At 49.8% G+C, this 15,151-nt stretch carries 15 protein-coding genes; 3 read left to right on the top strand and 12 right to left on the bottom strand.

Annotated elements, in window-relative coordinates:
* Window positions 1-211: hypothetical protein (locus MJ768_RS00125; protein ID WP_239287153.1), on the top strand; the 211-nt coding region annotated here is incomplete at its 5' end.
* A gap of 349 nt (window positions 212-560) precedes the next feature.
* Here the strand turns inward: MJ768_RS00125 and MJ768_RS00120 are convergent.
* Window positions 561-1,340 carry an FTR1 family iron permease gene (locus MJ768_RS00120; protein WP_239287151.1) on the bottom strand — a complete coding sequence of 260 codons (780 nt, stop codon included), beginning with the start codon at window positions 1,338-1,340 and terminating at the stop codon, window positions 561-563.
* Between the two features lie 27 nt (window positions 1,341-1,367).
* On the opposite strand from MJ768_RS00120, the gene MJ768_RS00115 reads away from it, so the two are divergent.
* Complete coding sequence (locus MJ768_RS00115; RefSeq protein ID WP_239287149.1) at window positions 1,368-1,646, top strand: hypothetical protein; 279 nt, start codon at window positions 1,368-1,370, stop codon at window positions 1,644-1,646.
* Window positions 1,647-1,710: 64 nt separating this feature from the next.
* On the opposite strand, the gene MJ768_RS00110 is transcribed toward MJ768_RS00115, so the two are convergent.
* From MJ768_RS00110 to MJ768_RS00065, 10 genes are all read right to left on the bottom strand, one after another.
* Window positions 1,711-3,144, bottom strand: coding sequence for an efflux transporter outer membrane subunit (locus tag MJ768_RS00110; protein WP_239287147.1), 1,434 nt, complete (start codon window positions 3,142-3,144; stop codon window positions 1,711-1,713).
* A 74-nt stretch (window positions 3,145-3,218) separates the two neighbouring features.
* Complete coding sequence (locus tag MJ768_RS00105) at window positions 3,219-6,344, bottom strand: efflux RND transporter permease subunit (RefSeq protein WP_239287145.1); 3,126 nt, start codon at window positions 6,342-6,344, stop codon at window positions 3,219-3,221.
* Between the two features lie 8 nt (window positions 6,345-6,352).
* Window positions 6,353-7,510, bottom strand: coding sequence for an efflux RND transporter periplasmic adaptor subunit (locus MJ768_RS00100; RefSeq protein ID WP_239287143.1), 1,158 nt, complete (start codon window positions 7,508-7,510; stop codon window positions 6,353-6,355).
* Between the two features lie 106 nt (window positions 7,511-7,616).
* Window positions 7,617-8,258: a CerR family C-terminal domain-containing protein gene (locus MJ768_RS00095; protein WP_239287141.1), complete on the bottom strand. Its 642-nt coding sequence runs from the start codon at window positions 8,256-8,258 to the stop codon at window positions 7,617-7,619.
* Window positions 8,259-8,917: 659 nt separating this feature from the next.
* On the bottom strand, window positions 8,918-9,661 hold the full coding sequence (gene fabG / locus MJ768_RS00090) for a 3-oxoacyl-ACP reductase FabG (RefSeq protein ID WP_239287139.1): 744 nt from the start codon (window positions 9,659-9,661) through the stop codon (window positions 8,918-8,920).
* Complete coding sequence (fabD, locus tag MJ768_RS00085; RefSeq protein WP_239287157.1) at window positions 9,658-10,608, bottom strand: ACP S-malonyltransferase; 951 nt, start codon at window positions 10,606-10,608, stop codon at window positions 9,658-9,660. Before fabD ends, fabG begins: the two co-directional genes overlap by 4 nt.
* Before the next feature lie 26 nt (window positions 10,609-10,634).
* Window positions 10,635-11,594: a beta-ketoacyl-ACP synthase III gene (locus tag MJ768_RS00080; protein WP_305855901.1), complete on the bottom strand. Its 960-nt coding sequence runs from the start codon at window positions 11,592-11,594 to the stop codon at window positions 10,635-10,637.
* Window positions 11,591-12,628, bottom strand: coding sequence for a phosphate acyltransferase PlsX (gene plsX / locus MJ768_RS00075; protein ID WP_239287137.1), 1,038 nt, complete (start codon window positions 12,626-12,628; stop codon window positions 11,591-11,593). The genes MJ768_RS00080 and plsX overlap by 4 nt, the downstream gene beginning before the upstream one ends.
* A gap of 99 nt (window positions 12,629-12,727) precedes the next feature.
* The gene (gene rpmF / locus MJ768_RS00070; protein ID WP_239237455.1) at window positions 12,728-12,907 is read right to left on the bottom strand and encodes a 50S ribosomal protein L32; all 180 of its coding nucleotides are present in this window, start codon (window positions 12,905-12,907) and stop codon (window positions 12,728-12,730) included.
* A 32-nt stretch (window positions 12,908-12,939) separates the two neighbouring features.
* Window positions 12,940-13,467 (bottom strand): YceD family protein, encoded by a 528-nt coding sequence (locus MJ768_RS00065; protein WP_239287135.1) that lies wholly within the window; start codon window positions 13,465-13,467, stop codon window positions 12,940-12,942.
* Window positions 13,468-14,059: 592 nt separating this feature from the next.
* On the opposite strand from MJ768_RS00065, the gene MJ768_RS00060 reads away from it, so the two are divergent.
* Window positions 14,060-14,689 carry a Druantia anti-phage system protein DruA gene (locus tag MJ768_RS00060; RefSeq protein WP_239287133.1) on the top strand — a complete coding sequence of 210 codons (630 nt, stop codon included), beginning with the start codon at window positions 14,060-14,062 and terminating at the stop codon, window positions 14,687-14,689.
* Window positions 14,690-14,718: 29 nt separating this feature from the next.
* Here the strand turns inward: MJ768_RS00060 and MJ768_RS00055 are convergent, their stop codons facing one another.
* Window positions 14,719-14,913 (bottom strand): transposase, encoded by a 195-nt coding sequence (locus MJ768_RS00055; RefSeq protein WP_445082946.1) that lies wholly within the window; start codon window positions 14,911-14,913, stop codon window positions 14,719-14,721.
* Window positions 14,914-15,151 lie beyond the last annotated feature (238 nt).

Here is a 15,151-nt window from a genome sequence, read left to right as displayed (position 1 = left end):
CGGGGGCAGGGGCGCAGACGGAGGCGGGGCGGACGGCGCCGGTTCAGATGGCGGAGCCACTTCGGCCGGTTTAGGTGGAACAGGTGGTTGCGGAGGAACGGGCGGCGTTGTGATGGCTTGTTCTGACGGCATTTTGTTAATAACCGGAATTACCGGTGGCGGAGTGACAGTTTTCTTTACGACAGGCTCTGGTTTCGGTGGTGTTGGTTGAGGTTCTGGCGGCGTTGGTTCTGGCGGTGTAGGTTCGGGTGTATTGTCGACTGTGATTAAGCTGACAAATATTTCTTTTGGTAATCCTTGTTCGACTTTTGGTAATGCTTGCTCGGTTTGGTAGAACCAGCCGTTTATCAATGCGTAGAAAAAAACGATGTGCAGCAAGATGATTAAAACCAACGGTACTAGGCGCTTGACCTGCGGCCAAGTCATCATAGGAAGATGCGGTGCCGAAAATAATGATACTGCGCTCATGTGCCGTTTTTATACTGCAATTGCCATTGCGCGGGGTTGGAAAGCCATTGCTTGTATTGAATATAAGGGCATATTAAATGAGAGTTGACAAGCTAAGAGGCTAGCTTAGCGGAATTCGTTTTTCGATCGGAGAAATAAGCATAGATTAACCAACCTAACGGTAAAATGCCAAAGCTGTACGAAAACCATTGACTATATTCACCTTCCGGTGACCAAGGCTCGGTGGCCACATGCCAATAAGCGTTATCGACCAAAGGTAGCGCGCCAGCTTCGGTAAATTCATGAAACGCATAGAATATTAATTGCAAGGCAAAGATTGTCATGAAGACAGCGGTAAACTGAAAAAATTTCTGTAAGTTTATTCGTCGGCCGAATTTGACCCAAGCCCAAGCGAGTAAGCCTGCCAGTAACACGCCGACCACTGCCCCGATCGCCATACGCGACGTTTCTGCTTGCGCCGCGAGCGAAGCAATCATAGTTGCTGTCTCGACTCCTTCGCGTCCCACCATAAATGCGGAAAAGAAGAAGGCGATCATCCAGGCGCGACCGGAAGACTGTTCCGATGCTTTATTGAAACCATCGGTAATTTCTCTCTTCATAAACTTACCCATCTTGCTCATATGCACTGTGCAATATATGACTGATATGGCGGCGACAAGTGCCATCATTCCCATCCAAAATGAAGAAATAGCGCCGATGCGAGCCAGTATCACTCCCAGCAATGCGGACAGCAGTAGCGCCAAGCCCACGCCACTATGTACTGCAGGGATCAATTCGCGACGGTTAGTTTGTGTTAAATAAATTAATGAAATTGCAATGATCAAAAAAGCTTCCAAGCCTTCTCGAAAGGTAATCATCAGTGTCTGAAACATGACTTCTCCTTTGTGGTGTGCAAGCCGATGTGTGTTGGCATCCCGGATTTATTGGATCTTAGTGTTTTTGCGACCAAGTTCAACTTGTTGCGGAGGGGTAGCCTGAAGTCTATCTATCCGGCCTATATAATTAATTACAATCACGCTCTTTATGATGAAAAAAATCCTAAACAGAAGCTTTTGGCTCTTTCTTTGTTAGAAAAAACTTTCAAAATTCATGAAATGCAAATGGGAATAATTCGTGCTTATTATCATGTTTATGAAAAGAAATTGCAAGTTTTTGCATTTCAGTGTAATGAGCAATGAAATGCCTACTGCAAGAACGGGCAAAGATGATTAATTTCAAGATGCATCCATACGTTACTCAATTTCAAGACGGTAATGGTCGCTGTGTCGGCTTAACGGTGGGTTGCTGCCACCCTCCAGCCAACGCCTTAAACAAGTCAGCAACTGCTGTACGCTGGGCACGCTCTGCATCTATGCGGTTCAGTTCTGCTTGCAGATAATTACGCTCCACATCCAAAAATTCCAAGCGGCTGGAAATGCCCACTTGATATCGCAATTCCGCTTGTTTATGAGCTTTCGAAAGCGCCCTGCTGCGGGAGCTTTCGGCGAGTAGTGTCTGGCGCGCGGATTCTTGTGCGAACAAAGCGTTGCGCACATCGGCGAAAGCACTAGCGACTGTCTGCTTATATTGAGCTAACGCCTGATCACGGCGAGACTCCGCTACCTTTATACCAAATCTAATACGGCCGGCATTAAAGATTGGCTGACCAATACCAGCGGCAAACTGAAAAATACCAGCCGGCCCGGTAAATAGATTAGAGAGTGAAATACTTTCACTGCCGAGATAGGAGGTTAAACTAATTGAAGGGAAGAACTGTGCGCGCGCTGCGCCGATACGCGCATTCATTGCTATTAACTTTTGTTCTGCTTCTTGTATATCTGGTCTGCGCAGTAGCAATTCAGCCGGTAAGCCATCGGGCACCCAAACGTTAGTAAGAGTGGGATTGCCACGCTCCAGTTTGCCATTCATCACGTTGCGCGGTGAGCGGCCCAGTAACAGCGCGAGACTTGCTTCTTGTTGGTCACGAGCTTTAGTAATGGAGATGAGTTGCGATTGTGCAGTGTCAGCATCAGCCTCAGATTGGTGTAGCTCATATTCTGAAATGACCCCTACCTCGTGACGCTTTTTATCTAATGCGAGCCTTTCCTGACGTCCGGCTAACACTCGGCGTATAGCAGATTCTTGGGCATCAGCCGACAGCAAAGCAAAGTATTGTTGCGCCACTTGTGCAGTTAGTGATAAGCGTACAGCGTCTCTGTTAGATTGTGTCGCAAATAGATCAGCACGTGAGGCCTCGCTGACGCGGCGGAATTTTCCCCATAGATCCAGCTCGTAGCTGGCATCCAGGGTGACGCGCGAGAATTCCAAGATACGTACTGGAGGAATAAAAAGCCCGGGGTTAATGCTTCTTTTGGTGCGTGATTGGGTTCCGTTGGCGTTAAGTTTCGGATACTGATCTGATTCGGTTATTCCGAGTTGGGCACGCGCTTCTAATATTCGTGCAACGGCAACTTGGGCATCCACATTATGAGCAAGTGCCTCATCTTCGATCTTATCGAGGACTGGATCGGAATATAGGCTCCACCAGCGTTCTCCAGCAGCATTTACCGGCTTTTCTGTAGCAGGACTAATAGCGCTTGGCTTGGTTACCCAATGTTCTGGCAAATCCATTCCTGGGCGCTGGTAGTTCGGCCCGGCGGCGCATGCCGCTAGTAGCGAACCACTACACAGAAGCACGAGCGATGTTCTGGCTTTCGTGAAATAGTTATTTGTGCAATGTTTCATATCAATAGATTGCGCTATTTTTAGGTTTACGCATGATCGTCTTCCTGATGTCGGCGTGAATGACCGGGAAAGATGCGACGTACGACAACAAAAAATACCGGCACCAAAAATACCGCCAGAACCGTTGCGGCTATCATCCCCCCCATGACACTAGTGCCAATGGCTTGGCGACCATTAGCCCCTGCACCTGTGGAAATAGCCAAGGGCAGTACGCCTAAAATAAATGCGATCGATGTCATTAATATGGGACGGAACCTTAACCTGCAAGCTTCCAGCGTAGCGTCAAACAGACTGTAGCCTCGCTCCTGCAGGTCACGCGCAAATTCAATTATCAAGATCGCATTTTTGGCCGAAAGACCAATGATAACAATCAGTCCTACCTTGAAATAAACATCGTTTGGCATGCCTCGCAACGTCATGGCCAGCAATGCGCCAAGGATGCCGATGGGCACTACCAGCAAAACCGCTACTGGTATTGACCAGCTCTCATAAAGTGCTGCCAAGCACAAAAATACGGCAACTAACGAAAGGCCAAAGAGTAATATCGCCTGGCTGCCAGACAGGCGTTCCTCATAAGAGGTTCCAGACCATTCAAAACCAAAACCTGACGGTAATTGGCTAGCCATTTGCTCCATCGCCGCTATTGCATCGCCGCTGCTGCGACCAAGAGCGGGACCACCGGAAATTTTCATTGATGGCAGGCCGTTGTAACGATCCAGCTTCGGCGATCCGACATCCCAGCGTGGCGCGGTAAATTCGGACAAGGGCACCATTGCGCCCTGAGCATTTCGTACAGGCAAGCGCAATATTTCCTCGGGTGTTGCTACTACGCTGGGCTCTGCTTGCATCTGGACCCGCAGGATGCGGCCTTCACGCACGAAGTCGTTGATATAGGCAACGCCTAGTGCCGATTGCAGGGTTTCATTCAAGTCAGCCAAATCGATGCCTAAGGCGCGTGCTTTTAGTCGGTCAATATCCAGCCGCAATTGCGGCCCCGCTTCTTGTCCCTCTGGCCGTACGCCCACTAATGCTGGATTTTGACTGGCTATGCCCAATGCCATATTGCGCGCTTCAAGTAGTTTTTCACGTCCCTGACCTGAACGATCCTGCAAGCGAAAATCGAATCCGCCCACAGCGGCTAACTCCGGAATGGGCGGTACGTTAATGGAAAAAATCATGGCCTGTTTGATGCGAAACAATGTCATGTTGGCTCGTTTGACTAGAGAAGAAGCGGAGTTCTCTGGTGTAGGGCGCGCATCCCAGCCCTTAAGTCGAACGAAAGCAATAGCAGCATTTTGGCCACGGCCAAAAAATGAAAAGCCAGCCACTCCGATAACATGCTCAACTTCTGGTTGTTTAAGATAAAACTGCTCTACTTGAGTTAAAACCTCGAGCGTACGTTCTCGAGTAGAACCTGGCGGCAACTGGATCACGCTAATAAAATAACCTTGATCTTCCTCAGGCAGGAAGCTGGTTGGCAAACGTGAAAACAGTCCCCCCACCGCAATCAGAATGACGGAATAGATAATAAGATAGAGCCCGGTCTTTTTTAAAACATGTCCTACGCCAGATTTGTAGCGTTGGGTCGTTCTGCTGAAAAAACGATTAAACCAGCCAAAGAAACCCGTGCCAGGCTTTTTCTCATGCCCCGGAGTGTGTTTCAGCAATGTGGCACACAGTGCTGGCGTTAACGTTAACGCCATCAACATTGAAAAGGCTATTGTCAGTATCAGCGTTACCGAGAATTGACGATAGATGGCTCCGACAGAACCACTAAAGAAAGCCATAGGAATGAATACTGCAATTAGTACCAAAGTGATGGCAATAATGGCATTTATAATCTGCCCCATCGCCTTGCGCGTGGCTTCGCGTGGCTGTAGTCCTTCTTCGGTCATGATGCGTTCGACATTTTCCACTACCACAATGGCGTCATCCACCACAATGCCGATGGCCAACACCATGGCAAATAGCGTCAAGGTGTTGATTGAGTAGCCTACAATGTACAGTCCCACGGTGGCTCCGATGAGAGCAATCGGGACAACGATAGTGGGGATGATAGTGGCACGAAAATTTCCCAGGAATAGGTACATAACCAAAAAAACAAGGACCATCGCTTCTGCCAAAGTCTTCACAACTTCCCGGATCGATATTTCAACAAATTGAGAGGTGTCATAAGGCACCACCCAATTGATCCCTTTTGGAAAAAATTTGGCTAGCTCCGTCATCTTGGCTTTGACAGCTTTGGCTGTATCCAGGGCATTGGCACCCGGTGCCAAGCGAATGGCTATGGCTGAAGCCGGTTGACCATCAAGTCGTGCGGCTACGGAATAATCTTGTGCCCCTAATTCCACCGACGCTATGTCTTTAATACGTACTGTGGAGCCATCCGGGTTGGCGCGCACTATGATATTACCGAATTCCTCAGGGGATGACAGCCTGCCTTGGGTAACGATGACCGCGTTCAATTGCTGGCCGTCCAGTGCGGGGAGTTGTCCAAGCTCACCCATGGCAAGCTGTATGTTCTGCGCTCGTACAGCGCGTGAAACATCGCCTGGGGTCAAGCTAAATGCATGAAGTCGCTCTGGCTGAAGCCATATCCGCATTGAATATTCGGTGCCGAAGAGTATTCCTTCACCTACCCCGGGCACACGGCGGATGCTCTCCAGCACGTTAGCAGCCGCATAACTGCCAAGCGCAACGTTATCGCGGCTTTTGTCTGGCGAAACAAGTGCGACGAACATCAAGTAATTTCGCGCTGACTTCGCCACAGTTACCCCCAGGCGGCGCACATCCTCTGGCAAGCGCGCTTCGGCACGCTTGATGCGATTTTGGGTTTCGACCGAGGCAATGTCCAGATTAGAGCCCGCTTCGAAGGTTAGTGTGATGGTACCGCGGCCAAGCTCGGAGGACGAATCCATGTAGAGCAAGTGTTCGATGCCATTCAATTCCTGCTCAATCAAGGCGACGGCGGTTTCCTCAACTACTTGGGCGGAGGCACCAGGGTAGCTAAGAGTAATAGCCAGAGCCGGAGGAGCCACAGCCGGATAAGAGGTAACCGGCAAACTACGTAGCGCAAGCCCCCCGCCAAGCAGGATTACTAAGGCGATGACCCAGGCAAAAATGGGGCGGTCTATAAAGAAATTAGCTAACACGTCAGCCTCTATTTTTTCGCACGGGCTATTGCCACTGGGGTATTTTCTTTTGCAGTTTGATTTAAGGGTACGGGCTTCACAACGCTGCCCGGCCGCACTTTTTGCAAGCCGTTGACAATTAACTGTTCACCGCCTTTTAACCCCTCGGTGATGATGAAATCCCCACTCGCCATACTGCCAGTCTTAACCCGCTGGACTGCCACCTTACTCTGTGGATCTACAATCATCACAAATTGTCCCTGCGCATCCGCTAGCAGTGCACGTTGAGGTATCCTGATAGCGTTGTCGGCATTCGCCTCTGGGAAACGAATGCGAACAAACATCCCGGGTAGTAGTTCTTGTTTAGGATTTGGAAACTCTGCCCGGAGTGAAACGCTATTTGTACTGGGATCAACGGCCAAATCTGAGAACAGAAATTTGCCCGATTGGGGATAGACACTTCCATCTTCAAGAACCAGCTCAACTTCAGCTAACTCGGTTCGCGTCAACTTTCCAGCTTTAATTGCCTGCTGAAGACGGAAAGTGTCGGCACCCGATTGCGTGAAGTTTACATAGAGAGGATGGACTTGCTCGATAGTTGCAAGTAGCGTGGCTTCGTTACGGCCAACAAGCGCCCCTTCGGTAATTTGAGAGCGCCCTATGCGACCCGAAATAGGAGCGGGTACACGGGTATTGTCCAAATCTTCCCGCGCCTTGGAAAAGGCTGCTTCGACCTGTTTGAGCTTGGCCTCTGCCAATTCATATTCTTGCCGGCTAACTGCCTTTGCGTCCAGAAGATATTTATAACGCGCCAGTGTCTGACGGGCAGCAGCCACGTCTGCTTTGGACGCATCATGGGCTGTCTGGTAGTTGCGTGAAAAAATCTGATATAGCGAATCACCCTCTTTAACATTGCTGCCTTCGGTGAACTTTCGTTTTTCAACCACTCCTTCCACTCTGGCTCGTACTTGAGCTGTACGATATGCCTGAAGGCGGCCGGGCAAATCTTGAGTGAGAACTACTGAGCTTCGCGTAACGGTGATTACATCGACTTCGGGAGGCGGAGGAGCTGCAGCCGCTGCAGGTTTTTTTTGACTGTCACCAGAGCCGCAACCTGAAAGCAGCATGAGTAAAAATACGGCCGCAAAAGCTGCCTTGCAAACTGACAAGAAAGCGTCCTGTTTCATCTATATCTCCAGTAAATCATTCGCCTCAATTTCACCAAGTCATCCGTAAAAATAACCATTCTGCAAAACATTTCAGAATAATTTCTGAATTGCCAAGCGCGGGTAATTACGGACATTGGTTTTGAGCAATCTGCTTCAAACCAGCAAGAGAAAAGTCCCCGATATGTTTTGCGATGGCTTCGATTTCTCTGTGGTCATAGCGCAATTTTGGGTGCAATCGCTGAATTACTGGTTGCCCGTGACGGTAATACATGCACTGGCCGAAAATACTGAACACACAGCGGCGCAATTCTGCTTCACTAATCTTTTTACCCACGATTTCGCGCACCAGATTAGCGACAAACTGATGTATCGGTGCGATGGCCTCCTGCACGATCTTGCCTAGCACTGGAGTCGGTTCCGCCAGTTCACGCGCCATGAACTGACATTGCACTGAGAATTCTTTTTCATCCAGCAGCTGCATCAAAAAATCGTGAATGAAATTAAGTAACCGCTCTTGGGCGCAGGTTGAGCCTTGATTGATTTGCTTGCACAATGTCAGCAGCGGCTCAAAATTCAAGGTAGCAGCGAACAAAGCTTCTTTGCTGTTGAAATAATAATTCACCGCTGCAATATTCACTTCTGCACGACGGCAAATCTCACGTACTGTGGCGTTTTGAAAACCGCTTTCCGAGAAAACCACACGAGCGGCCGCAAGCAAGCGTTCGCGTGTCTGTTCACTCAAGCTAATTTTTGTCTCAGTAATCATGCAGAGAAGTGCTCAACGATAAAAAGCTTGGCGCAGGGCAGGCTATCATCGGGCGCTACGGTGATCATATTCCTCTCCTTACTTTTCTAAAAAAACAGCAAACAAGTGTATCAAACGTTTGTTTTAAAGTAAACAGAGTGATGTACTTGATGCCAGCGCTTTTAAAATCGATTCATATTGAGTCTTGTTGTTTTAAAGCATGAAGTGGCGCTGTAGTGCGGATGGCTGGCGGGGGCCCTGATGCAAGTTTTGCTATGGGCTAGACTGACATCTTTTTCGACTGGTGGATGATAGTGATGGCAAAGTTAAAAAGCATGGAGGAATTGTGCATGGGACGACACTTTGAACAAAAGCCAACATGCTTTGCGTTCGGTAGTATCTGCGTTATCAGTTGTCGTTTCGCGATTTGGTAGAGATAATGTCAGCAAAAAGCACTCTTCAAGTCGCCCCCCAAACGTCATTTTTACATTAACAGCGTTTTTAAGGGCGCCTCTAAAAATTCAAGTTTCTAGGCAAGACAAGGCACAAGTAAAAAATTTGAGCGCGGCATAAAATGATATGTAAGCGATAATTTTTTTCGAGTAACGCCGTATTGTGACGAAAATTGGATTTTTAGAGGTGCCCTTAAGTCAGAATTGCTGCAAATGAAACCAACTACTTCACTCCATGTATATTCCACCATTTACATGTAAGGTCGCACCAGTTATGTAAGCAGCTCCTGGACCGGCAAGAAAAGCTACGGCGGCAGCAACATCGGCCACTTGCCCCAAGCGTTTTAACGGCACATGCTCAACCAGTTTGTCGCGCTGTGGCTGCGACAATGCCTCGGTCATATCGGTAGCGATAAAACCGGGTGCGATGCAATTAACGGTTATGTTTCGACTACCAATTTCGCGAGCCAGCGATTTGCTGAAACCGATGATGCCAGCCTTGGAGGCGGCGTAATTAGCTTGTCCCGCATTGCCCATGCTGCCTATCACCGAGGAAATATTGATAATGCGGCCGTGGCGCGCCTTCATCATGGCTCGAAGTACGGCGCGACTCATTCGGAACACAGATTTCAGGTTGGTCGATATGATGTCGTCCCATTCCTCATCTGTCATACGCGCTAGCAGGTTGTCGCGGGTAATGCCCGCGTTATTTACCAAAATAGAAATTTCACCATATTGCTTTCGAGTATCGCTGATAACCTGATCAATTTGTACGACATCATTGACGTCAAGCGCCATGCCACAGCCCTTGATGCCAGCTTCTGCCAAATATTCACTAATTGCCTGCGCCCTATTTTTGGTGGTTGCGGTGCCGATCACGGTTGCACCATGCCTGCCTAGTTCCAACACAATACCCTGCCCGATGCCACGACTGGCGCCGGTTACCAATGCAATCTGTCCTTGCAAACTCATTCACCCTCCGGTTTTTTTGTCAATGCTGCACATGCGGATTGCAAGGCATTGCCATCGCTCAGTGCCAAGGCCTGTTGGTTTGTGTCAATGCGTTTGTTCAGGGCCATAAGCACTTTGCCGGGTGAACATTCGACGTTATGTGTAATAAATTTTTGACCGAAACATTGCACAGTTTCCACCCAACGTACCGGCGAATATAACTGGCGTACGAGAGCATCTTTAATAGAAAGTACATCCGTATAGCTTCTTACATCGGCATTGTGCAGAACTGGGATGGAGGGAGCTTGCATCGTCACGCCATTCAATCTGACGCACAACAATTCCGCCGCGCCACGCAACAGACTGCAATGCGATGGCACGCTCATCGGTAGCATCAGCGCGCGTTTCGCACCTTTGACCTTGGCCAACTCCATGCCGCGTTCAACCGCCGCACGGTTGCCGGCAATCACTACCTGTCCGGGCGAGTTGAAATTAACTGCTTCCAACACTTCGTCTTGAGCAGCTTCAATGCACACCTTAAGCACGCTTTCGTCATCCAACCCAAGAATTGCAGCGATACCTCCTACACCTTTTGGCACGGCTTCTTGCATACATTCAGCTCGATAACGCACCAATGGCAAAGCATCAGCAAATTGAAGCGCCCCACCCACCACCAGCGCGGTGTATTCGCCGAGGCTGTGACCAGCCAGCAATGCCGGTGTCGGAGCATTCAAGCTTTGCCAGGCGCGATACACCGCCACTCCGGCAGTAAGCATGAGAGGCTGCGTATTCACAGTATCGTTGAGTTCCGCATCACTGCCTTCCGCAACCAATTGCCACAAGTCTTGTTGCAATATATCGGAAGCTTCGGCAAAGGTGTCACGCACTACGGGAAAGTCGGCGTAATTGTTCATCATGCCGCGTGATTGCGAGCCTTGCCCTGGAAAAACGAAAGCGAATTTAGTTATAAACACTTGGAGAATATTACAAGAAGTTACCAGCGCAGAAGAACTGCACCCCAGGTGAAACCACCGCCGACTGCCTCCAGTAGCACATGCTGACCGGGCTGAATGCGCCCATCGCGCACTGCGGTGTCGAGCGCTAGCGGAATGGATGCCGCCGATGTATTGCCGTGATGGGCAACGGTCACCACCACTTTGTCCATGCTCAGCCCAAGCTTCTTGGCGGTGGCTTCCATTATGCGGATATTGGCTTGGTGGGGAACTAGCCAATCGATGTCGGTGCACTTCATTTTGTTCTCGGCCAAGACCTCTTCCACTACTTCACTTAGTACCTTGACAGCGAACTTAAACACCGCCTGACCGTCCATTTTTATGTAAGGATCGCCGAATATCGCGCCATCACGTATGCCACCGTCGGCACTTAACTTGTTACGGTGGCTACCGTCGGCATGCAACTTGGCGGAAAGGATGCCCGGCACATCGCTACGCTGCAGTACCACTGCGCCCGCCCCATCACCAAACAATACACAGGTAGTGCGATCTTCCCAGTTAAGCAAGCGTGACAACACTTCGGTGCCTACTACTAAGGCATTGCGAGCCTGCCCACCTCGAATAAACAGATCAGCGGTATTTAACGCATAAATAAAGCCGCTGCACACAGCTTGCACGTCGAAGGCCGCGCCATTCTTAATGCCCAGCTTGTCTTGCAGGATGCACGCAGTACTGGGTAGGATATGATCCGGCGTGGTCGTAGCGACAATGACCAGATCAATCTCGTCCACGCCGATTCCAGCTGCCTCCAGTGCACGCTGGCTGGCATGCAATGCCATATCACTGGCCTGCTCACCTTCAGCGGCAAAGTGCCGCTCGACAATGCCGCTGCGTGTGACAATCCAGTCATGCGAAGTTTCGACCAGCTTCTCAAGGTCGAAGTTAGTTAAAATCTTGGCTGGTAGGTAGCTGCCGGTGCCAATTATTCTTGAATATATCAGGAAGCCTCCCTTGCCTTTTGTTGGCCTGCATGATGCCACTTTTCTATGTGCTCGCTGATGTGATGCAACATGCCGCCGCGGGCTTCTTCGGCGGCACGTTCAATAGCACAAAAGAATGCGAACGCATCGGCAGAGCCGTGGCTTTTCAGCACGATACCTTTTAGTCCTAACAGGCTGGCACCGTTGTAACGGCGCGGATCAACACGGCGTCTGAATGCCTTGAGTACCGGAGTGGCAATCAGCCCGGTCAATTTGGTAAACATATTACGGTTAAATTCTTCACGCAGGAAACCACCCAACATCTGCGCCAGCCCCTCTGTTGTTTTTAGTGCAACATTCCCGACAAAACCGTCGCAAACCACTACGTCGGTTACCCCCTTGAAAATATCGTTGCCTTCGATGTTGCCGTAAAAATTTAAATCGCTTTGTCGCAACAGTTCACTCGCCTGCTTGACGATTTCGTTGCCCTTAATATCTTCGCTGCCAATATTGAGCAGGCCCACCGTAGGATTATTTTTATGTTCAATAGCGTAAACCAGAGCGGTACCCATCAAGGCGAACTGTAATAAATTCTCAGCGTTACAATCCACGTTCGCACCAAGATCGAGCATGCAGACTTGTCCCTTGTGAGTGGGCAGAAATGAAGCAATCGCGGGGCGGTCTATACCAGGCAGCATTTTAAGCACATAACGCGCTGTTGCCATCAATGCACCAGTATTCCCGGCACTTACGCAAGCAGACGCCTCGCCATTTTTTACAAGGTTAATGGCGACGCGCATGGAAGAATCTTTTTTGCTACGTAACACCAATTGTGGGGATTCATCCATGCCGACCACCTCACTGGCTGCTTGGATACGCAGTCGTGGCTCGATAGACGTCTTAACGGTGCGTAGCTCAGCCTCGATTGCGTCGGGCAATCCAACCAATATGATAGTATCGTTTGGATGTTGTTGCAGATATCTCACCGCAGCGGGAACGGTGACGCGCGTTCCGTGGTCGCCCCCCATGGCATCAATGGCTATCGTGACATCCACCAGGCGATCCTCTTACGCTATGTTCAAACTTGGATATTGGAATACATAGATGCGTCTGCACCTTTTTATTTGTTGCGCATCCGCTATCGCAAGATGTGATTAGTCGCCTTTTATTTTGACAACTCTTTTGCCACGATAATAGCCAGTTGGGCTGATGTGGTGACGCAGATGCTGTTCACCAGTGGAGGGCTCAACCGCCAGCGCCGGGCTAACCAGAAAATCGTGTGAGCGGTGCATGCCACGCTTGGATGGGGATTTTTTATTCTGTTGAACAGCCATATTAACTCCTTGCAAAACCAATAATAAAAAAACTACTTGTATTTCAACTCGGATAGAATCGCAAACGGGTTTTTATCTATCCGATCTATCTCTTCCACTACATATCCTTCTTTCACAGGTCGACAAACACCTACTGGATGTCTCGGTGCAAATGGCAGATTCAGTAAAATTTCTTCCTCAAACAAGGCAAGCACGTCCAAATGATTATCGACTAGAATGCTATCTATCTCATCCTCCTCGACAACAGAGGATTCATCCCAGTTTTGCACCAGAAGCAACTGCGAAACCAGCTTCAATGGATAGATCAAGCCCTGCAAACATCGCTGACACCGCAGCTGACACAGTCCGTCCAGCTTCACTTCCAGCATCGGTTTGCCATTTCTGTCACGAAAACCGCGCAGGGAGTAGTTAATTTCCTCTTTGCGATCGTGTTCAAAACCAACATCAAGAACAACCAGCTTATCCTGCAGCCGGGGCATTTCAGCCATTGCAATTTCACCGCGCAATTCCCGGTTGTTATTAGCAAAGTCCAAGCTATCTATAAATTGCCGTTCAAACATAAGGCGCGCATGATATATATTTCACCTGTTTATGTCAAAAAAAAGCCTTTACGATATTAACCCAACATGGGAAATCCCCCAGCTATGCTCTGATCTTGTCCCACAGTTTACGCTGAACACGAGGAGCCTTTTTTGCTAACCTGCTTTCATGCTGATAGCGGGTCGACATTTTTCCGAAGAGATACTAACGCTAATTCGTTCGCGGGTGGAGGGCGATCCTGCGTTGACGCGCACCGCGCTGTCGCGTGAGGTTTGCACCTGGATGGAATGGCAAGGTGCTGATGGGCAGCCGAAAGACATGAGGGCACCTCTAAAAATCCAATTTTCGTCACAATACGGCGTTACTCGAAAAAAATTATCGCTTACATATCAACTATATGCCGCGCTCTAATTTTTTACTCGCGCCTTGTCTTGCTTAGAAACTTGAATTTTTAGAGGCGCCCATGAGCTGTCGAGTCGCTTTGCTCATGCTGGCGTGGCGCGGGGTCATTTGGCTTCCCATTAGGGAAGAATGTCTCATTTGCCAAGCCTGCCAGGGCATTGACGCCTGCGCCATTGGCTTGGCTGTCCAATTGAGACGAGTCTGGCTGAAATGGGGCGTGTATGGCTGGTACCGGTTGACAGTGGGCAAACTGAATTATCGAGCACTTGGTGGGCGGTTATGCAGGCGCACCCCCTTGGGCACAGGGCCGTTGTGCTGGGCGGAACTCCGTTATCTGGTGGCCTGCGAAGCGGGGTTTGTGGGCGGATTGAGCTTCAGTGCTCCCCGTGGCGACTAGCGCCTCGCGATGCTTGGATAGGCTGGAATGACACAACTCGCCAAACGGAGTTGCCCAAGATAGTCGGCAATAGCCGGTATCTGATTCTGCCCGGTGTCCGAGTTCCCAACCTGGCCTCGCACGTGTTGAGCTTGGCGCTATCTCGCCTGGCAAATGACTGGCAGTTGCGCTATGGCATCACACCGGTGCTGGTGGAAACTTTTGTTGATCGCAGCTGCTACCGTGGCACCTGCTATCGAGCCGCCAACTGGATTCTCATTGGGCAAACGCAAGGGCGTGGCCGGCAGGATAAAAGTCATACGGCTCAGGGGACGATCAAGGACATCTGGGTCTATCCCTTGCAATCGCATTGGCAGGCGTCCTTGCAAGCGAACAGAGGCGCGTCCCCGCAGCACGGTCGCATGAAACCGGGCGTGCCGCCCTTGTCCGAAGCCATCAGGTAAATAGCCCAGAACCATTTCACCAGCGGCAGTTAGCTGGCCTCGAAAATCGTACCAGCCATCACCGATACCTGACGCGTGCAAGCCGTGCATGGGTAAATATGCCGTCCACCAATAAAGTAACCCTGATCGTGCCCACAGTGCGGACAGATGAAAACCCATCCGGCCAGCGATAGCGGATCAACTGATCCAAGCATGCCTTTTCCGCCCCGAATCGTTCTTGCCATCCCAGCAAGGTCACATTTTCCGTTTGTATGATTCCCTCCTGTCTGTTATTGCCTGTGGCTTCGACAGGTTAAGCGGGGCTTTGTTCAGAGGCATATATTTTAATCACTCCACTAATTCGCTATATTGCTGAGGAAACTTGGGCTATGGAAGTGCAGTAATGTACTGTAATGCCCAGCATAATCCTAAGGAAACGCTGAATAATTCACCGCACAGCAGAGTCCGGTGCGTAGTTTCCGG

Origin of the sequence: Candidatus Nitrotoga sp. 1052 (genome assembly GCF_927312905.1) — a bacterium.
GTDB lineage: Bacteria > Pseudomonadota > Gammaproteobacteria > Burkholderiales > Gallionellaceae > Nitrotoga.
The sequence above is the reverse complement of the archived record's forward strand: the minus strand, read 5'-3'. Positions and strand labels throughout refer to the sequence as shown.

Bases quoted from the DNA above. Each gene is read 5' to 3' on its own strand.
- MJ768_RS00120 (WP_239287151.1), bottom strand. From the start codon at position 1,340: ATGTTTCAGACACTGATGATTACCTTTCGAGAAGGCTTGGAAGCTTTT.
- MJ768_RS00115 (WP_239287149.1), top strand. From the start codon at position 1,368: ATGTGTGTTGGCATCCCGGATTTATTGGATCTTAGTGTTTTTGCGACC.
- MJ768_RS00100 (WP_239287143.1), bottom strand. From the start codon at position 7,510: ATGAAACAGGACGCTTTCTTGTCAGTTTGCAAGGCAGCTTTTGCGGCC.
- MJ768_RS00095 (WP_239287141.1), bottom strand. From the start codon at position 8,258: ATGATTACTGAGACAAAAATTAGCTTGAGTGAACAGACACGCGAACGC.
- fabG (WP_239287139.1), bottom strand. From the start codon at position 9,661: ATGAGTTTGCAAGGACAGATTGCATTGGTAACCGGCGCCAGTCGTGGC.
- rpmF (WP_239237455.1), bottom strand. From the start codon at position 12,907: ATGGCTGTTCAACAGAATAAAAAATCCCCATCCAAGCGTGGCATGCAC.
- MJ768_RS00065 (WP_239287135.1), bottom strand. From the start codon at position 13,467: ATGTTTGAACGGCAATTTATAGATAGCTTGGACTTTGCTAATAACAAC.
- MJ768_RS00060 (WP_239287133.1), top strand. From the start codon at position 14,060: ATGGGGCGTGTATGGCTGGTACCGGTTGACAGTGGGCAAACTGAATTA.
- MJ768_RS00055 (WP_445082946.1), bottom strand. From the start codon at position 14,913: ATGGCAAGAACGATTCGGGGCGGAAAAGGCATGCTTGGATCAGTTGAT.